Source organism: Caulobacter sp. DWR2-3-1b2, assembly GCF_049896345.1.
In the GTDB taxonomy this organism is placed as follows: domain Bacteria; phylum Pseudomonadota; class Alphaproteobacteria; order Caulobacterales; family Caulobacteraceae; genus Caulobacter.
Window position 1 is genome coordinate 853,097 of record NZ_JAFCUC010000001.1, and the last position, 18,761, is coordinate 871,857.

Annotated in this window: 17 protein-coding genes; 8 read left to right on the forward strand and 9 right to left on the reverse strand. The window is 66.2% G+C overall.

Going from position 1 to position 18,761, the window contains the following annotated elements; all coding sequences use genetic code 11:
• Positions 1-110: 110 nt before the first annotated feature.
• A complete protein-coding gene (locus tag ACP694_RS04105) occupies positions 111-1,424 on the forward strand; it encodes a bifunctional folylpolyglutamate synthase/dihydrofolate synthase (RefSeq protein WP_426010635.1) in 1,314 nt (437 codons plus the stop codon).
• 142 nt (positions 1,425-1,566) lie between these two features.
• On the opposite strand, the gene ACP694_RS04110 is transcribed toward ACP694_RS04105, so the two are convergent.
• The 5 genes from ACP694_RS04110 to ACP694_RS04130 all read right to left on the reverse strand — a co-directional run bounded on the left by ACP694_RS04110 (position 1,567) and on the right by ACP694_RS04130 (position 3,970).
• Positions 1,567-1,836 carry a hypothetical protein gene (locus tag ACP694_RS04110; protein ID WP_426010637.1) on the reverse strand — a complete coding sequence of 90 codons (270 nt, stop codon included), beginning with the start codon at positions 1,834-1,836 and terminating at the stop codon, positions 1,567-1,569.
• Between the two features lie 81 nt (positions 1,837-1,917).
• Positions 1,918-2,445: a DsbE family thiol:disulfide interchange protein gene (locus ACP694_RS04115; protein ID WP_426010638.1), complete on the reverse strand. Its 528-nt coding sequence runs from the start codon at positions 2,443-2,445 to the stop codon at positions 1,918-1,920.
• Positions 2,442-2,621: a heme exporter protein CcmD gene (gene ccmD, locus ACP694_RS04120; RefSeq protein WP_426010639.1), complete on the reverse strand. Its 180-nt coding sequence runs from the start codon at positions 2,619-2,621 to the stop codon at positions 2,442-2,444. The genes ACP694_RS04115 and ccmD overlap by 4 nt, the downstream gene beginning before the upstream one ends.
• Before the next feature lie 4 nt (positions 2,622-2,625).
• On the reverse strand, positions 2,626-3,372 hold the full coding sequence (ccmC, locus tag ACP694_RS04125; RefSeq protein WP_426010640.1) for a heme ABC transporter permease CcmC: 747 nt from the start codon (positions 3,370-3,372) through the stop codon (positions 2,626-2,628).
• A 49-nt stretch (positions 3,373-3,421) separates the two neighbouring features.
• Positions 3,422-3,970, reverse strand: coding sequence for a Spy/CpxP family protein refolding chaperone (locus tag ACP694_RS04130; protein ID WP_426010641.1), 549 nt, complete (start codon positions 3,968-3,970; stop codon positions 3,422-3,424).
• A 157-nt stretch (positions 3,971-4,127) separates the two neighbouring features.
• Between ACP694_RS04130 and ACP694_RS04135 the strand changes: the two genes are divergently transcribed.
• Together ACP694_RS04135 and ACP694_RS04140 are read left to right on the forward strand one after the other, a co-directional pair.
• Positions 4,128-4,478, forward strand: a complete 351-nt coding sequence (locus ACP694_RS04135) for a DUF3147 family protein (protein WP_426010642.1) — start codon at positions 4,128-4,130, stop codon at positions 4,476-4,478.
• A gap of 40 nt (positions 4,479-4,518) precedes the next feature.
• A complete protein-coding gene (locus ACP694_RS04140; protein WP_426010644.1) occupies positions 4,519-5,406 on the forward strand; it encodes a DMT family transporter in 888 nt (295 codons plus the stop codon).
• 40 nt (positions 5,407-5,446) lie between these two features.
• Here ACP694_RS04140 and ccmB read toward each other — a convergent pair whose 3' ends face one another.
• Both ccmB and ccmA read right to left on the reverse strand, forming a co-directional pair.
• Complete coding sequence (ccmB, locus tag ACP694_RS04145) at positions 5,447-6,112, reverse strand: heme exporter protein CcmB (protein WP_426010645.1); 666 nt, start codon at positions 6,110-6,112, stop codon at positions 5,447-5,449.
• On the reverse strand, positions 6,109-6,738 hold the full coding sequence (gene ccmA, locus ACP694_RS04150; RefSeq protein WP_426010647.1) for a heme ABC exporter ATP-binding protein CcmA: 630 nt from the start codon (positions 6,736-6,738) through the stop codon (positions 6,109-6,111). The genes ccmB and ccmA overlap by 4 nt, the downstream gene beginning before the upstream one ends.
• A 193-nt stretch (positions 6,739-6,931) precedes the next feature.
• Between ccmA and acnA the strand changes: the two genes are divergently transcribed.
• A complete protein-coding gene (gene acnA / locus ACP694_RS04155) occupies positions 6,932-9,619 on the forward strand; it encodes an aconitate hydratase AcnA (RefSeq protein ID WP_426010649.1) in 2,688 nt (895 codons plus the stop codon).
• A 167-nt stretch (positions 9,620-9,786) separates the two neighbouring features.
• Positions 9,787-10,500, forward strand: coding sequence for a DUF1223 domain-containing protein (locus ACP694_RS04160; protein ID WP_426010651.1), 714 nt, complete (start codon positions 9,787-9,789; stop codon positions 10,498-10,500).
• A 298-nt stretch (positions 10,501-10,798) separates the two neighbouring features.
• Here the strand turns inward: ACP694_RS04160 and ACP694_RS04165 are convergent, their stop codons facing one another.
• Positions 10,799-11,953 (reverse strand): IS30 family transposase, encoded by a 1,155-nt coding sequence (locus ACP694_RS04165; protein ID WP_426010652.1) that lies wholly within the window; start codon positions 11,951-11,953, stop codon positions 10,799-10,801.
• Positions 11,954-12,110: 157 nt separating this feature from the next.
• Here ACP694_RS04165 and ACP694_RS04170 point away from each other — a divergent pair, with 157 nt between their 5' ends.
• A complete protein-coding gene (locus tag ACP694_RS04170; RefSeq protein ID WP_426010654.1) occupies positions 12,111-12,446 on the forward strand; it encodes a hypothetical protein in 336 nt (111 codons plus the stop codon).
• A complete protein-coding gene (locus ACP694_RS04175) occupies positions 12,347-13,090 on the forward strand; it encodes an RHS repeat-associated core domain-containing protein (RefSeq protein WP_426011289.1) in 744 nt (247 codons plus the stop codon). Before ACP694_RS04170 ends, ACP694_RS04175 begins: the two co-directional genes overlap by 100 nt.
• A gap of 1,236 nt (positions 13,091-14,326) precedes the next feature.
• On the opposite strand, the gene ACP694_RS04180 is transcribed toward ACP694_RS04175, so the two are convergent.
• The gene (locus ACP694_RS04180) at positions 14,327-17,953 is read right to left on the reverse strand and encodes a PAS domain S-box protein (RefSeq protein ID WP_426010655.1); all 3,627 of its coding nucleotides are present in this window, start codon (positions 17,951-17,953) and stop codon (positions 14,327-14,329) included.
• A 436-nt stretch (positions 17,954-18,389) separates the two neighbouring features.
• Between ACP694_RS04180 and ACP694_RS04185 the strand changes: the two genes are divergently transcribed.
• Positions 18,390-18,758 carry a response regulator transcription factor gene (locus ACP694_RS04185; RefSeq protein ID WP_426010656.1) on the forward strand — a complete coding sequence of 123 codons (369 nt, stop codon included), beginning with the start codon at positions 18,390-18,392 and terminating at the stop codon, positions 18,756-18,758.
• Positions 18,759-18,761: the final 3 nt, after the last annotated feature.

The following is an 18,761-nucleotide window of genomic DNA, read 5'->3' on the forward strand; positions in this document are numbered from 1 at the left end:
GAGGGGGACCACGAAGTGGTGGGTGGGGCTTCACTGCCGCAGACTCATCAAACCCCACCCGACCCCTTCGGGGCCACCCTCCGCATGACGGGGAGGGAAGGTTCAGAGACATGACCGACCATCTCCGCGCCCATGACGCCGCGCTGGCGCGGCTGCAGGCCCTGCATCCCAAGCTGATCGACCTGTCGCTGGTGCGCATGCGCCGGCTGTGCGCGGCGCTGGGCGAGCCGCAGACCAGGCTGCCGCCGGTGATCCACGTGGCCGGCACCAACGGCAAGGGTTCGACCGTAGCCTATCTGCGCGCCATCGCCGAGGCGGCGGGCTTGAGGGTCCATGTCTTCACCTCACCTCACCTGGTGCGGTTCGCTGAGCGGATCCGCCTGGCCGGAAGCCTGATCACCGACGAGCACCTTGCCGAAGTGCTGGACCGGGTCGAGGCGGCCAATGCCGGCCTGCCAATCACCTTCTTCGAGATCACCACCGCCGCCGCCTTCCAGGCCTTCTCCGAGGTCCCCGCCGACCTGTGCCTGGTGGAGGTCGGCCTCGGCGGCGTGCTGGACGCCACCAACGTGGTCAGCCCAGCCCTCAGCGTCATCGCTCCGATCGACATCGACCACCGCGAATTCCTCGGCGACACCCTGTCAGCCATCGCCCGGGAGAAGGCCGGGATCATCAAGCCGAACACGCCCGTCGTCTCGGCCCGTCAGGCCGAAGAGGCCGAACGGGTCGTCGAGCGCAAGGCCGATCTCGCCGAGGCCCCCCTGACCCTGATGGGCCGGGACTTCGACGCCTGGAACGAGCGGGGTCGGCTGCTGGTGCAGATGCAGGACCGCCTGCTGGACCTGCCGGCCCCCACCCTGCCGGGTGACCATCAGTTCGCCAATGCCGGCCTGGCGGTGGCCGCGATCCTGCTTCTGAACGACCCGCGCATCGACGAAGCGGCCATAGCCCAGGGCGTCGCCGGCGCGATCTGGCCGGCCCGCTTCCAGCGGCTGACCGCCGGCCCCCTGGCCGAGCGCGCCAAGGCGGCCGGCGCCGATCTGTGGCTGGACGGCGGTCACAACCCCCATGCCGGCCAGGCCGTGGCCCGGGCGCTGGGCGACCTGGCCGCCCGGGACGGCCGCCCCGTGGCGCTAGTCGCCGGCCTGCTGGCCAACAAGGACGCAACGGGTTTCTTCACGCCGTTCGCGCCGTTGAAGGCCAAGGTCTTTTCGGTGGCCTTCGAGGGTGGCGCCGCCGCCAGCGCCGCCCAGACCGCTGCGGCCGCCGAGCTGGCCGGACTGCGGGCCTGCGCCTGCGACAGCTTGGGCGCGGCGCTGGACAAGGCGCTAGCGATCGAACCGACGCCGCACGTGCTGATCTGCGGGTCGCTGTACCTGGCCGGCGAAGTGCTCGCGATGAGCCCGGAGACCTGGCCGACCTGATCCCCTCTGCCCTTCCGCGAGAGGGCAGCCTCGCGCAGCGAGGTCGGGTGAGGGTTGTTGATGAGATCAGCCGCGAACCGCGGTGCGGCCCCTCATCCGTCGGCCTTCGGCCGCCACCGTCTCCCGCAAGGGTAGAAGGAAATCAGACCAGGATGTTCAACAGCGAGCCCGGACGCAGAACCTTTTGCGGCGCCTCGCTTGGCTGCACGAACGGCCTCGCCGGGGCCTGACGTTGCGGCTGGGCCTGGGTCTGCAGCTGGACGGCGATCGGCGGGATGGCCGCGCGGGTCGGCGCCGCCTCGGCCACGGCCGCCTGGAAGAACGCCGCCGCGCGCGAGCCGCCAACGCCCGTCGAGCCCTGGGCGGGTCGTTGCGGGACGGGCTGCAAGCCGGCAGGGCGGATCGTACTCATGAGCGCGACTCTATCATGGTTAATGCAAAGTCGGCGAGCATGGTCAACACGCGGTTAATGGTCGCGGTTCTGAGTGATCTTTCAGTGCAGTTTGGCCAGCAAGTCCTGGACATTCGCGTCGGTCAGCGGCCCGCTGTGCTTGGCCAAGACCTTGCCATTCTCCCCGACCAGGAAGGTCTCGGGCACGCCGGTGACCCCGAACTCGATCCCGGCCCGGCCGTTGCGATCGACCAGCTTGACCGCGAACGGATCGCCCAGTTCGGCCAGGAACGCCCGAGTGCGGGCGGGATCATCCTTGTAGGCCACGCCGACCACGGTCACGCCGCGCGCCTTCAAGGCCATCAGCTGCGGCTGCTCCACGCGGCACGGGGCGCACCACGAGGCGAAGAAGTTGATCAGGCGCGGGCCGGCCACACCTTGGCGAGGGGGCGCATCGTGCACCGCGACCAGGGAGCCGTTGTCGAGATCGGGCAGGAACAGGGCCGGAACCGGCTTGCCGACCAGGGCGTGCGGCTGAACGTGGGGGTCGTGCTTCAACGCGTAGCCGGCGAACAGCACGCCCAAAGCGATCAGCACAATCAAGGGCGTAAAGCCGATCCAGCGCTTCACGACGGGCCCACCTCGCGGCGAGCGTCGCGCAGGGCCTGCAGCCGCTCAGCCTCACGCCGCCAGCGCCGGGCCGAGACCAGGCTGTCGGCGATCATCCAGACGAAGACGATGGCCGTCAGGGCGAAGGCTGGCCAGAGGTAGATCGCGTATTTGCCAGCGTCGAAATCGAACTGCATGCCGCTAGCCCTCCGCCGCCTGCAGCGCCAAGGCGCGGGCCTTGCGCCGCCAGACCCCGGCGCGAATCCGCACCAGCCACAGCGCCCCGAAGGCCGCCAGATAGGCCAGGGTCATGATCAGCATCGGCCAGGCATAGACCGCCGGCAGGGCGTCGCCCGGCTTGGCCATCAGGGTGGAGCTGCCTTGGTGCAGGCTGTTCCACCACGCGACCGAGAACTTGATGATCGGCAGGTTGATCAGGCCGACCAGGGCCAGGATGGCGGCGGCGCGGGCGGCCTTGGCCTCGTCCTCCAGCGCCGAGCGCAGGGCCAGATAGCCGAGATAGAACAGCAGCAGCACCAGCACCGAGGTCAGGCGCGCGTCCCACACCCACCAGGTTCCCCACATTGGCTTGCCCCACAGCGAGCCGGTGGCCAGGGCCAGCACGGTGAAGGCCGCGCCCAGCGGCGCGCAGGCCACGGCGGCGGCGTCGGCCAGGGCGTGGCGGAACACCAGGGACAGCAGGCTGGCGATCCCCAGGCACAGATAGACGAACATGCTGATGACCGCGGCCGGCACGTGGATGAACATCATCCGCACGGTGTCGCCCTGCTGATAGTCCTCAGGGGCGGCGAAGGTCAAAACCAAGCCAGCCACGGCAAGCACTGTGGCGACGGCGCCGAACATCGGCGCGGCCCAGCGCGAAAAGACCATGAACCGCTCGGGGTTGGTCAGGAAGTCCAGCGGGTGGTGAGGTTCACGGGCGCCCATACCGGTGCATTAGAAGACCTGAGGGGCGCCCGCAATCCCAACCGCGAGGTCAGTCGGCCTTGCCCGGCGCGGGCGGCCGGCCGGCTGGGCCGGCTTTCAAGTGGCGAAATTCGACATGGCGCATCATCGGGCCATGGTCGCCCGCCATCGGACCCAGGGCGTCGAAGGCCTTCTGCTGGCTGGGCGACATCGCGGCGTAGAAGCTTCGGGTGGCGTCAATGCGCGCCCTGGCGCGGGCCAGGAACTCGGTCTCCCGGTCAAGGCGCTCGGGCGTGGTCAGGCGTTTGGGCGGACCGTCGTCGGATTTTGGACCGGGCCCCTCCTCGCGATGATCCTTGGGCGCGGTGGCGGCCAGATAGGCCTTCAGCGCGCCGTCCTGGTCGGCGCGCAGTTGCAGCACGTCGCGCAGGTGCTGCGCTTGGGCCTCCGGATCGAAGCGATGATGGCGCATCATCGGACCGCCGGGGCCACCGGGACCATCATCCATCATCGGGGGCGGACCGGGCGGTGGCGGACCGTTCTGGGCGACGGCGACTGCGGCGGAAAGGCTGAGTGCGACCCCGGCCATGATGGCCAGGCGGCTTGGTGAAAGGCGCATGTTGATGGCTCCAGTGACGTCCCTGATCGCAACCTCCCGCCGCCGTGTAACGTGGGAATGTCAGAACCACCCGCCAATGTTGCAGGATTGACGAACGCGGCCGGCGCAAGCGTTTGATAGCGGGCGACACTCGCCGTTCCAACCGGAGGCCCCTTCTATGCTCTATCTGATCGCCAAGGCCGCGCTGTCCGGGGTGATCATCGCCCTGGTCTCGGAGATCGCAAAGCGCCAGCCCGGCTTCGGCGCCTTTGTGGCGTCGCTGCCGCTGATCTCGATCCTGGGCATGATCTGGCTGTGGCGCGACATCCACGACGTCGGGCGGATGGCCACCCATGTGGAGGCGACCTTCTGGTATGTGCTGCCGTCGCTGCCGATGTTTCTGATCGTTCCGGCCCTGCTGCGTCGCGGGATCGGCTTTTGGCCCGCGCTGCTGACAGGGTGTGGCGTGACCATCGGGCTCTATCTGTTGATGACCGCCGTGGGGCCAAGGTTTGGGCTGAAGCTCTAGCCGCGTGGCGCCGGCGCCCGAACTCCGGCAAGAGGCCCTGATGGAAAAACGCGTCGCCTTTCTCGCGCTCGCCTTGGCCGGCGCCTGCTGGGGCCTGGGCTTTCCGCTCGGCAAGTTCATCCTGACCGAGACCGACGCCGCCCACATGGTGCTGCTGCGGTTCGCGACGGCGGCGATCGCGGCTGCCCCCTTCGCCTTGGCCAGGGCCGAGACCCGGGCGCTGTTTCGCTCGCCGGTGATCCTGGCGGCCGGCGCCTTCTATGGCATCGCCTTCATGGTGCAGTTCGAGGGCCTGGCCCATGTCAGCGTCACCCTTGCGGCCCTGCTGGTCGGCGCGATGCCGGCCCTGATCGCCATCAGCGCCAGGCTGCTGGGCGAGAAGGTCAGCCGCGCCTCCTGGCTGGGTGTCGCCGCCGCGACCCTCGGCGCGGCCCTGATCGCCGGTAAGCCGGACGGGGCGGGCTCGCCGCTGGGGGTGGCCTTGTCGCTGGGTTCGCTGCTGATCTTCCTGGCCTGGCTGCTCGTGCTACGCCGCGCGCCGCCGTCGCCGACCCCGATGGCCATACCGGCGGTGACGGTGATCGTCGCCACCTTCACGGTCCTGCCGATCGCCCTGTTGATGCACGGCCCGCCCAAGCTGGGCCTCAGCCCCCTGGTCTGGACCGCCGTGGTCGGCCAGGGCGTGTTGGCGACCCTGCTGGCCACCGCCGCCTGGTCGTTTGGCGCGGCCCGCGTCGACGCCGCCAGCGCCGGCGTGTTCATCAATATCGAGCCGCTGATGGGCGCCAGCCTGGGGGTCATGCTGTTTGGCGACCACCTGACCTTCGCCCTGGGGGCCGGCGGCCTGATGATCATCGCCGGCAGCTTCATCGTGGTGCTGGGCGAGCAGCGCGAAGCGCCGGTCACGGCGAGCGCCGGGCCGATCTAGGGGGTGCGTCGCGGGTTTTGGTTGGGCCGAACTCCGCGCCCTAATCCAGGGCGTTGCGACAAGCCGCCGCCATGGCGATTGGACTTAGCGCCACCGCCGCTGCCGAATAGGCCAGCAAGAGCAACAGCCCGCCTGTCCAGGGCAGGCCGCCGGCCAGGGCGTCCAGCGCCCCGGCGCCAAAGATCACCGGCGGCACGTAGAGTGGCAGGACGATCACCGCCACCAGCAGGCCGCCGCGCTTGCTGCCCAGAGCCAAACTGGCCCCCAGTCCCCCGAGGAACGAGAAGGCCAGGCCGCCGGCCAGGGCGCAGGGGATCAGCAGCGGGATGATGTGCGGCGAGGCCCCCAGGCCCAGGGCGGCGGCGGGCGCGGCCAGGGCCAGGGGCGCGCCGGCCGCCAGCCAATGGGCCAGGCACTTGGCCACGGCCACGGCTTCCAGCGGCGCGGGACCGAGCGCCAGCAGGTCCAGCGCCCCGTCCTCGAAGTCGCGCTCAAACAGCCGCTCCAGCGACAGCAGGGCGGCCAGGGCGAGGGCCAGCCAGGCGATACCGGGGGCCAGGCTCGCCAGCCGTTCGGGGGCTCGGCCGGCCGCCAAAGGCAGCAAGGTGACCACGCAGCCATAGAAGGCCAGGGCCAGCAGGGGTCCGCCGCCCTTGCCCCAGGCCAGGGCCAGCTCGCGGCGCAGCAGGATCAGGAACGCCCTCATCCTCGCATGTCCTGGGCGCCGATCTCCACGACCCGGCAAGGCACAGGGAGCGGATCATGCACCGCCGCTAGGATCATGCCGCCGCCGGCCAGGTGCTGGGCCATCACGGCGCCGAATCCCTCGCGGTGACCGGCGTCCAGCGGGGCCATCGGCTCGTCCAGCAGCCAGAGCGAGCGGGGGCTGGCCAGCAGCCGCGCCAGGGCGACCCGCCGACGCTGGCCGGCCGACAGGCGGCGGACCTCGAGGTCGAGCAGGCGGTCGAGGTCGAGTTTCGAAGCGGCCGCGCGCGCCGACGCTTCCGACCCGCCGGTCCAAAGAGTCTGGAACAGCAGCTCCTCCCAGGCCGAGCGGGTCGATTTCAGGCCGTCGTGATGGCCGACCATGTGCAGGCCCTCGGCCCGGGCCGCCTCGGCCTCCAGCTCGCCCGCCTCACCCTCGAACAGAATAGTCCCTTCCGCCGATCTCAGAAGTCCCGCCACGGCGCGCAGCAGACTGGTCTTGCCCGCGCCATTTCGTCCCGTAAGGGCCACGGCCTGGCCCGCCTGAATCTCAAGGTTCAGGCCCGAGAACAGCCGCCGCTCGCCACGAACAAGACCTAGGTCCTTGATGCGAATAGTTCTCAACATGGGTCCAAAGCCCTCAAGACCCTGCCCTGTGCATGGACGTTGACGCAGACCAAGGCTAAGAGACCCTCGGCCGTCACCCTCCAACCTGGATGGGATGTACGCGGCGCGGGGATGGACGCTGTGGGTCCGCCTCGAGCGCGCGATCCCGGGAGTGGTTTTCCGGCGGCCGTGGACAGAGAAGGGATCCTTCACAATGGCGTCCGTAGACAGCCTCAAAACCCGCCGCGAACTCGTCGTCGGCGGCAAGACCTACGTCTATTACAGCCTTCGCGCCGCCGAGGAAGCCGGTCTGGTCGACACCAGCAAGCTACCCGTGTCGATGAAGGTGCTGCTGGAGAACCTGCTGCGCTACGAGGACGGTGTCTCGGTGCGCGAAGACGACCTCAAGGCCGTGGCCAGCTGGGTCAATAACAAGGGCGCGGTCGAGCACGAGATCAGCTTCCGCCCGGCCCGCGTGCTGATGCAGGACTTCACCGGCGTTCCCGCCGTCGTCGACCTGGCCGCCATGCGCGACGCCATGGTGTCGCTGGGCGCCGATCCGGCCAAGATCAACCCGCTGAACCCCGTCGATCTGGTCATCGACCACTCGGTGATGGTCGACAATTTCGGCTCCTCGCACGCCTTCGGCGACAACGTCGCCAAGGAATATGAGCGCAACCTCGAGCGCTACCGCTTCCTGCGCTGGGGCTCGTCGGCCTTCAACAACTTCCGCGTCGTGCCCCCCGGCACCGGAATCTGTCACCAGGTGAACCTCGAATATCTGGCCCAGACCGTGTGGACCAGCGAAGCCGAGGGCGAGACCCTCGCCTATCCCGACACCGTCGTCGGCACCGACAGCCACACCACCATGGTCAACGGCCTGTCGGTCCTGGGCTGGGGCGTGGGCGGCATCGAGGCCGAGGCGGCCATGCTGGGCCAGCCGATTCCGATGCTGATCCCGGAAGTCATCGGCTTCAAGATGACCGGCGCCATGCCGGAAGGCGCCACCGCCACCGACCTGGTGCTCACCGTCACCCAGATGCTGCGCAAGAAGGGCGTGGTCGGCAAGTTCGTCGAGTTCTACGGCGAGGCCCTGGCCACCCTGACCCTGGAAGACCAGGCGACCATCGCCAACATGGCCCCGGAATACGGCGCGACCTGCGGCTTCTTCCCGATCAGCGCGGCGACCATCGCCTATCTGAAGGGCACCGGCCGCGACGCCGCCCGCGTGGCCCTGGTCGAGGCCTATGCCAAGGAACAGGGTCTGTGGTGGGAGCCCGGCGTCGCCGAGCCGGTGTTCACCGACCATCTGGAACTGGACCTGTCGGCCGTCCTGCCGTCGCTGGCCGGCCCCAAGCGTCCGCAAGACCGCGTGCTGCTGACCGAGTCGGCCGTCAAGTTCGCCGAGAGCCTGGCTGGTGAGTTCGGCAAGGCCGACAGCGTCGACCTGCGCGTGCCGGTGACGGGCGAGAACTTCGACGTCGGTCACGGCGACGTGGTCATCGCGGCCATCACCTCGTGCACCAACACCTCCAACCCTAGCGTCCTGATCGCCGCCGGCCTGCTGGCCAAGAACGCGGTGGCCAAGGGCCTGAAGACCAAGCCCTGGGTGAAGACCTCGCTGGCCCCTGGCTCGCAGGTGGTCACCGACTATCTGGCCAAGGCCGGCCTGACCAAGCACCTCGACGCCCTGGGCTTCAACCTCGTGGGCTACGGCTGCACCACCTGCATCGGCAATTCTGGCCCGCTGCCGGAAAACGTCAGCAAGTCGATCAATGAGGCCGACCTGGTCGCCTGCAGCGTGCTCTCGGGTAACCGCAACTTCGAAGGCCGGGTGAACCCCGACGTTCGCGCCAACTATCTGGCCTCGCCACCGCTGGTGGTGGCCTACGCCCTGGCCGGCTCGATGAAGATCGACCTGACCACCCAGCCGCTGGGCCAGGACAAGAAAGGCAATGACGTCTTCCTGAAGGACATCTGGCCGACCAACGAAGAGATCGCCACCGTTCAGCGCAAGGCGGTCACCGAGAAGATGTTCGCCACCCGCTACGCCGACGTCTTCAAGGGCGACAAGAACTGGCAGGGGATCAAGATCTCCGGCGGCCAGACCTACGCCTGGGAAGGTGACAGCACCTATGTGCAGAACCCGCCCTACTTCCCCAACATCTCGATGACGCCGGCTCCGGTCGTCGACATCGTCGAAGCGCGCGTCCTGGCGGTGTTCGGCGACTCGATCACCACCGACCACATCAGCCCTGCCGGCTCGATCAAGAAGACCAGCCCGGCGGGCGAGTATCTGATCGCCCACGGCGTCGACGCCTTGGACTTCAACGGCTATGGCGCGCGTCGCGGCAACCACCAGGTGATGATGCGCGGCACCTTCGCCAACATCCGGATCCGCAACAAGATCACCCCGGACATCGAAGGCGGCGTGACCAAGCACTTCCCCTCGGGCGAGGTGATGTCGATCTATGACGCGGCCATGAAGTACCAGGCCGAGGGCCGTCCGGCCGTCGTGTTCGGCGGCAAGGAATATGGCACGGGCTCGTCGCGCGACTGGGCCGCCAAGGGCACCAAGCTGCTGGGCGTCCGCGCGGTGATCTGCGAAAGCTTCGAGCGGATCCACCGCTCGAACTTGGTGGGCATGGGCGTCCTGCCGCTGCAGTTCCTGCAGGAGGGCTGGCAGAAGCTGGAACTGACCGGCGAGGAGATCGTCTCGATCCGTGGCCTTCAGGATCTGTCGCCGCGCAAGCAACTGATCGTCGAGCTCTATCGCCCGACCGATGGCCGCATCGCCCGCTTCCCGGTCCGCTGCCGGATCGACACCCCGACCGAGCTTGAATATTTCAAGAACGGCGGCGTGCTGAACTACGTGCTGCGCAACCTGGCCAAGGCTGACTGACGCCAGAGCGTTTTGGGTTCTCGAGCCTGCGAATGAGAGAGCCGGGTCCGTTGGGCCCGGCTTTTTCTTTGAGCTTTTCGCGCGTCGGGATGCTTTTCCCCGTGAAAAGCCGCCTTCACGGCCTCGTGAACGGTCACGAGGCGCGATCTTGGCTTAAGTGCGCGCACATGCGTCAGGCCTTTCTCTCTCTCGTCGCCGCCACCTTCGCCAGTCTTGCGGCGGGGCCGGCGTTCGCCGCCCAGCCGCCGGTGGTGGTCGAGCTGTTCACCGCCCAGGGCTGCTCGTCCTGCGCCAAGGCCAACCAGGTCGTCGCCGACCTTGCCGACGACAAGGGCGTGCTGGCCCTGACCTATTCGGTCGATTACTGGGACTATCTGGGCTGGACCGACACCTTCGCCAAGCCGGCCTTCGCCGCCCGCCAGCGCGCCTACGCCCAGAAGTTCTCGCAACGCGACGTGCCGACCCCGCAGGTGGTGATCGCAGGCCGCGAGCAGGCTTCCGGCGCCAAGGCTGAGGCGGTCGAGAGCCTGGTCAAGGCGGCGGCCAAGGCTCCGTTCAATCCGCCGGACATGGAATTTGTCGGGGCCGGCGCGCGCGTCGCGGTCGGCTCGGGACCCGCCCCGCGCGGCGGCGGCGAGGTCTGGCTGGTGCGCTATGATCCGCGGGAGCAGGATATCGTGGTCAAGCGCGGCGACAATCGCGGCCAGACCCTGGTTCACCGCAACGTGGTGCGCGAACTGGTCAAGCTGGGTCCGTGGAATGGCCGACCCAAGCTGTATCGCCTGTCCAAGGCCGCAGACGAGGGGCTGAAGACCGTCGTCATCGTCCAGGGCGCCAAGGGGGGCCGGGTGATCGGGGTCCTGCAGGAAGACACGAAGTAGCAAGTCCTCCCCTTGTGGGCAGGGCAGTCGCGAAGCGATCGGTGAGGGGAGTTCGAGGATCGTCAATCCTGGAACCGGCCGCCTGCCAATACGCTCCCCCCTCCGTCGGCTGCGCCGACACCTCCCCCACAGGGCAGGGGAATCGCACATGAAATGAGGCCTTGCTTGCAGGCCTGTGACTTTGGGATTCTGAAGGTGTCTCCGCAGCTGGAGGTCATTCTATGTTTGTTCCTCGAAGCGTTTGAGGATGTTCCCGATCTTCGTGACCTCATCGCTAGAAAACGGGGACACGGCGGTCTCAACCGGTCATCGCAACGGCTCTTTCGAATACTTCGGCGGGTGTCTGGAAGTCGAGGGTTTTGCGAGGGCGGTTGTTGATTTCGAGGGCGACGGCGTCGAGTTGCTCCTGGGTGATGGCCGACAGGTCCGCGCCCTTGGGGAAGTATTGCCGCAGCAGGCCGTTGGTGTTTTCGTTGCTGCCGCGCTGCCAGGGGCTGTGGGGATCACAGAAATAGACCTGGACGTTGGTGGCCATGGTGAAGCGGGCATGCTGGGTCAGTTCCGAGCCGCGGTCCCAGGTCAGGGTGCGCATCAGGTGATCGGGCAGGGCCTGAACCTGGCGGGCGAGGGCGTCCACGACAGTCTCGCTGGTCTTGGCGCCGATGCGCACGAGTTGCACCAGGCGCGACCGCCGCTCGACGAGCGTGGCGATTTGCGATGAGACGCCCCCCATCAACAGATCGCCTTCCCAGTGGCCTGGCAGGGCGCGGTCCTCGGCCTCGGCGGGCCGTTCGCGGATCGAGACCGCCTCAGGAATCAGGCTGCGCTTCATGCCTTGCGACCGGGCCCCGTGCGCCCGCCGCATCAGTTTCCGGGATCGCAGCGCACCCAGGAGCTCACGCCTCAGGACCCCTCGGGCCTGAATGAACAGGCTCTTGTAGATCGTCTCGTGCGACACCTGCATCGCGCTCTCCTGCCCATGGCTGCGCTTGAGCCAGCCGGCGATCTGCTGCGCAGACCACTTCTGTTCCAGCTTGGCGGCGACCAAATCCCGCAGATCGGGCCGCCGCGCCAGCAGGCATGGCTTGGGACGGCGGGCGCAAGCGATCGCCCGCTGCTGCGCCGACAGAGCGCGGTAACCCTGCCGCCCGCCGCTATGGGTCACTTCACGGCTTACGGTCGAAGCGCTTCGCCTTAACCCACGAGCGATCGCCCGAAGAGACAGCCCCGCGACGAGCCCACGCGAAATCTCCTCACGCTCCGCCACCGTCAGCGCCGATGAACGCTCTCGGCGCTCCTGCGGCCCGATCCCGCCGCTGGCCCGGATAATGTTGAACACGTTCGGCGTGGAGCGCTCCAGCGCTCTGCCGATCTCCACCAAGGTCTCGCCGCGCTTCCAGCGCGCCCAGAGCTCCCGACGCTGCCCATCCGTCAACCGAACCCGACGACCCATCCCAACCTCGCCTCAACCGCTACAATCCATAGCCGTTGCGATGACCGGTTGAGACCGCCCACACTCTTTTTGACGCCGTCCAGGTCGTGGTGAAGGCCGGCTAACACCGTCCTTTTGGGAGCCGAACACGGCGCCCGTCGCCCCAATCCGAGGCGCCATGTTGCGCCGTTACCTCCACGGCCCCGGCGCCGACGAGCCGCTGGTCTGGTGCGCGAGCGGCGCTGCCACGCCGCCCGCCGCCAGTCGCCGCTGGTTGGCCGCCGACCAGCAGGGCTCGATCATCGCCACCACCGACAGCGCCGCTGCGGTGACCACCACCACCAACACCTATGACGAGTACGGCATTCCCGCGCGGGCAACAGCGGCCGCTTCAAGTTCATCGGCCAGGTCTGGCTGCCCGACTTCGGCGCCTATCATTACAAGGCCCGCGCCTATTCGCCCACGTTGGGGCGGTTTCTCCAAACCGACCCCATCGGATATGAGGACGGCCTGAACTGGTACGCCTATGTCGGCAATGACCCAATGAACCATGGCGATCCGACGGGCACGGAGACGGGTACCGCCTATAAAATTGATTGGGAGGCAGGGGGCGGCAAAGCGAGCTGGAGCGGTGCGGATTCGCGCGCGTTCTTGAATCTTCCTGGCATGAAGATCAGCCTGAGTATCATTGCTGGCTATGGGTGTGCCGCCGCGCCCAGTGCTTGTGGGAAAGTTGCGATCGGAGCCGGCGCTGGCGCCGTCGTAAATGGGGCCTTTTCAGCTGCTGAAGGTCACGGACCGGGGCAAGTATTGACCGACGCGCGCAAAGGGGCTGTTTCGGGGGCGGCAACGTCTGTGGCGGCGATCGCGACCGGTGGGCAAAGTCGCACAACAAAAGCGCTCGCGGTAGGTTCAGCCTCCGCCGCCGCCTCAAAGGCACAAGGAGGGAGTTATTTTGATGCTGGGCTGTCTGGGGTCGTCTCTGGAGGCGTTGAGTTTTTGACGGGTAATGCTGGAGCTAGCAATGCAGCAGCCCTTGGTTTGGAAGGTCCTCTTGGCGATATCGTAAAATCTGTAGTCAAGAAGACCGTTGGCGGGTTCATAAAGGAGCCAACCAAAGCTGGCTGTCAGAACGTAAATGGTGGTCAAAAATGCTAGAAATACGCCGCGCAATAATTGTTTCCCTAAAGGTAACGTTGGGGTTTTGCGCTTTGGGCGCGATAGGTGTCGCATATATTCTATTTAGTCAGGGATTTGAGTTCACGAGGTCCGAGATATTTCATGGATATCTGCTGCTTTGGCTGAAAGTCACGCTTGCAGTTGCTGCGTTTTCAGGGGTCATGAGCTTTCTGGAGGGGCGCAAGGAAGGCTAGCGTTGTAACCTGGATCCGCTGCGCCGATCGCTCGCTACGGCACCCTGTGGGGGCGCGCTCCGCGATCGGCTCCACTTGCGCCGTGATTTATCGATAATCGATCTGTGGAATGTAATTATCTGTACAGATGTTGTCGATAATCCGTAATTTTATGTAATTATCTGTAACTTCGCTGGCGGTTCCGCTCGCGTGCCGCGATCGGTTGGTTTTGGACCCCCTTAAGAGGGTCTTTGGGCGGTCAGATCAGCGCCAAAATCCCCTTAAATCGGCACTACAGCGAAAGAGGGACACACACTCTTATTTTGGGCGCGATCCACGTCCGGGATCTGAAAGGGCCGCCCCATGACGCCTTCGCAGACCACGCCCCAATCTGGCGACCGCCTTGTCGCCGCTATCGATGCCCAGACGGTAGCGATCGAGCGCGCGATGATGAAAGCGTTCTGGACCTAGATCGTCGGCCCGACGGTAATCATGTCGGTGGCCATCACCGCGTTCGTGGTCGTGTGAAGGCCGGCTGACACCGCCCTCCTGGTCGCCGATCGTGGCGCCAATCGCCCCAACCCGAGGGGGGCTGTCCCCGTGCCGGAAGACCGCCTCGGGCGGTGACCTGGAAACCCACCAAGCCCTCCGAAAACGACCCCGGCAAATGAGGGCAGAAAGCAGGGTCACGTCACGTACACCTGCGGTTCAGCTAGCGTGTTGAAAAGCCAGATGGTGTGATCGATCGATCCACGAGGAGAAATATTCCGATCACCGCAATGGCCTCAAGAGGCCGCTACCTTGTCTGGAACTCTCATCGCGGAAACCATCTTGGCCAGGGTTCATATGCGGACACCTCAAAAGGCCGGACATATGAAAGCAAGCGATCTGATCCAAACGACTGCCTATCAACTTGCGAGGAGGGGGTCGTCCACATATGAGGTGAGCCCGTATTGGTTTGGGGTGGTCGGAACACGGGTTCACTGTGTCGGCGACGCAGAGGGCCAGTGCGCCGTCGAGGAAATCTCGCCGCCGTAAAACCTCATTGGGTTTCAGACTCCGGCTTTGCAATGGCGTCTTCCAAACGTGCTCGCCAGATCGCCAGCGCGGACCGTGCGGTCGTCAACGCCGCGCGTGCGGTTTTAAGGGCTTTTGTCGTGTCGGCTTCTGGCATGCAGCTCGCTTCGAGACTCAGCGCAGCAGCCGTCAGCCGAACCATGCCCACTGTTCCAGCAGAGCCAGCGATCCGGTGGGCTTCGCAACGCAACGTTTCAACATCATCGGTCACGAGCAGCTCTAGCAACTGGTCCTGCAGCATCGCTACGAATGTGAGCGTCGCAGCACCCATGGCGGTCTCAAAGGCCGCGCAGGCCGAGAGCTCGTCGGCGAGGCTGGGCTCGCTCGCCTCGGCTTGGCTCACCGCCTCTTCAGCCCCATCAAAGGCCTGTGCCAACGCCTTGGCCAGCAGGTCCGGCGAAAGCGGCTTGAGCAGATGACCCTGCATGCCCGCCTCCAGGCAGGACGCGATCTGGTGGGCGCCGCCGCTGGCGGTCAAGGCCAGGATCGGCAGTTGCAGATAGCCTTCAGCGCGAAGGGTCCGGGTCGCGGCGATCCCGCCCATCACCGGCATGTGGACGTCCATCAGCACGAGGTCGACCGGCTCGGCGCGAACCGCATTGATCGCGGCTTGACCGTCTTCGGCCAGGATCACCTCGCAGCCAAGCTGTTCGAGCAGCACGCGGCAGAGCTCGCGATTGATCGCGACGTCGTCCACGACGAGCACCAGCCGGCCAGGATAGAAAACCCGCGCGACGGGCTGCGCGGTTTGGATCGCGGCCTGGACGCCAACGGGTAAAGCCAGTTCCAGCCAGAAGGTCGCCCCCTCGCCTTCGTCACTGTCGCAGCCGGTGGCGCCGCCCATAAGCTCGATCAGTTCGCGCGAGATCGCTAGTCCAAGGCCAGTCCCGCCGTAGGTGCGGCTGATCGTGCTGTCAGCCTGCGAGAACCGCTTGAACAGCGCCGCCTGTTTCTCGGACGAGATGCCGATGCCGTTATCACGGACCGAGATACGGACGGCTTGCCGGCCCTTGTCCATCGCGAGACACCGCACGTCGACAACGATTACTCCGACTGCGGTGAACTTGATCGCGTTCGACAGGAAGTTCAGCAGCACCTGACGCAGCCGGAACTTGTCGCCGATCAGCACTCCGGCGTCATCGCCGGTCAAGGTCAGGCGGAGGCCCTTTTCGGCGGCGCGTGGTTCGACCATCGCCAACGCCTCGGAAACCAGATCGCAGACGAGGAACGGGCGCGCTTCCAGCTCGACCGCGCCGGCCTCGAGCTTGGAGAAATCGAGCAGATCGTTGATCAGGGTGTTGAGGGACTCGCCTCCCTCGCGGACGATGCCGACCCGGTGGCGATCCTCCTCGGTGAGATTGGCGCTCTCCGCCAGGAGACGGGAGAATCCAATCACGCCGGTCAGCGGCGTGCGCAGTTCGTGGCTCATATTGGCCAGGAAATCGCTCTTGGCCTGGTTGGCCGCCTCGGCCGCATCCTTGGCCGACGATAGCTGCGTGGCCATTGCGGCCAGGGATAGGGTTTGCTGCTCAAGCGCCTCCTGCGCCTCTATCCGGGCGGTCAGATCCTGCACCTGGCCGATGAAGTGGCGTACCGACCCGTCCGCTTCGCGCATGGCGCTGGCCGTCAGGCTAACCCAGACGATCTGGCCGTCCTTGCGGATATAGCGCTTGTCGATGGCGTAGCTGGTGATCTCGCCCGCCACCAGCCGCTGAAGCAGAGCAAGGTCGGCTTCCAGATCGTCGGAGTGGGTTATGGTCTGGAAATCGAGCGACAGAATCTCGGCCTCTTCATAGCCAATCAACTGACAGAAGGCCCCGTTGATCTTCACGAAGCCGCCATCCGGCGCCACCAGCGCCATGCCGATCGCCGCATAGTGGAAGGACGTTTCGAAAAGCTCGAGTTGCGCTGTGCGCTCGCTAATGTCGTGCATCAGCGCCGTGAACTGCCAGCCGGCTGGGCCCTGGGTGGCGCTGATCGCCAATTCGATCGGAAAGGTCTCGCCCGACTTCCGGCGCGCCGGCACCTCGATCCGTCGATCGAGCACGACGCCGACGCCGGTCTTGAGGAAGCGCTGCATGCCTTCGGAGTGCGCGTCTTGCTGGGCTTCGGGAACGATCAGCCGCGCCAGGCTCTGCCCCACGGCCTCCTGAGCCGACCAGCCGAAGGTCACTTCGGCAAAGCGGTTCCAATCGGTCACCAGGCCAGCTTCGTCGATGGTGACGATCGCCTGATAGGCGTCAGCGATGATCCGGCCAACCCGCGCCTCGCTGGCGCGTAGATGCGCCTCAAGCGTGCGACGCTCCGCTATGTCACGGATGACCACGACCATGGCCGAGGGCGCGCCGAGCGCGTCACGGACAAGGTGGAAGCGGCTCTCGACCCAGACCTCATGCCCATCGTGGTGCAGGGCGCGATGCTGCAGCACCGCGTCCTCGCGTCCCGCCGCCATCGCCTGGAAGATCCCGAGTATCTCGGCGCGGTCAGCGGGATGCACGAAGGCGTGGGCCGGCAGGCCGACCATGTCTTCCCGGCTATAGCCGAGCAGCCGCTGGATCGCCGGAGAGATATAACTGCTGGAGCCGTCGAAGGCGATGCGAGTGACCACATCGCCGATGTTTTCGGTCAATAGCTTGTAGAGGCTTTTGCTGCGGCGAATTTTTTCGATAGCCTCCTGCTGCTCGGTGACATCTTGGATGACGCCGAACAAGGCCGTCAGGCGTCCGCGCTCGTCGAGTTCGGCGGCGGAACGAACCACCGCGCGACGCATCGTTGAGTCAGGGCGCAGGATTCGGACATCGAGATCATAGCCGCTCGCCGTCGCCAGCGCGTTGGCGAAGGCCTCGCGAAGCTCGGCCTGATCCTCTAGGGGGTGAAACGACAAAAGATCGACAGCCCCTGGATCGAACCCAGCCGGATCCACGCCATAGAGGCGATAAACCTCATCGGACCAAGTCACCCGCCCGCCGTGGACTTCATACCGAAAGCGGCCCACGCCGGAGATAGCCTCGGCCAGTCCAAGCATGCGCTGTTGCTCGGCAAAGGCCCGCTCCAGGCGGGCGGCGTGCAATCGCTCGACGACGAGATCGGCCAAGGCGCGCAGCTGCGCAAGTTCCGCGTCGGAGGGCCTGGGCCGCGGCTTGGTGTCGATGACGCACAGGGTGCCAAGGTTATGGCCTTCGCGGTCGGTGAGGACCGCACCGGCGTAGAATCGAATGTTTGGCGCGCCGGTGACGAGGACACTCTGCCTGAACCGAGGGTCTCGCGAGGCGTCGGGCACAACCATGATCGCCTGCGGGCCCAGTTCGATGGCATGGGCGCAGAACGCCAGCTCGCGGGAGGTCGAACAGGGCTCAAGTCCGATGCGAGCCTTGAACCACTGCCGGTGATCATCGACTAGCGACACCAGAGCGATCGGCGCGTCGAACAGTTGCGCCGCCAGGCCCGTGATCTGGTCGAAGCCCGGTTCCGGATCGGTGTCCAGCACCCTAAAAGAGCGCAGGGCGGCGAGTCGGGCGGTTTCGGCAATCGAGACGCTCATGCGCCGGTTATGCGCCCAATGAAAACAGGCGCCCGTTAACGACGCGGTCACTACGCTGCGGCAAAACGAAGCGGCCCTACGCCTTCAAATTTGCAACCTGGCCGACATTCGCTTCCTGCGCGCCACCTTCTCGCGCCGGCGCTCCGTGGTCGCCGCCGGATCGCTTTGGGCCCCGTTCGGCGCGGTTGTCGATGCGGCAAAGCCCTAGCCCAGCGGCTGGCCGTCCCGGTCACGCTCCAAGAACCGAGCCGCCGATGATGGCTATCATACCGGAGGCGCACGCAAGCCAACGCAAGCAAGCGCGCAACACCTCCACGTAAACAACATTGCTGGACGAGCAAAATCCAGGCGGCGCTCGCCAGACTGTGCTCTAAGAAAGGGACCGGAATCTCCGTAACGTTGTAGCGCGACTCATATCCGACCCCGTAGACTTTGGCTTGGGGACACCGGCGGCTTGACCGTTGAGCACCGACGAAAGAGCAACGTGATGGCCGCCGTTCTGATCATCGAAGACGATCCACTGGTGCGCCAGTACGTCGAGCTCGTGCTGTCCCAACTCGGCTACAACACCTCCTCCGTCGGCACGGGCGAGTTGGGCCTGAAGGCCCTGCAGAATTCGAAGTGGGATCTCGTCTTGCTCGACATTCAGCTGCCCGACATGACAGGCGTTGACCTACTGCGCCTGCTGCGCCGCTACCAACGGGTGAACGCCGCGGTGATGATGATGACCGCCAAGGGCGATCTCGCCACCGTCCGCGAGGCCATGGACGCCGGCGCAGATGGCTATCTGGTCAAGCCCTTTACGCCCGACGTCCTGACCAAGCGCGTCGCGGCCATGCTCAACCCCAAGCCATAGGCT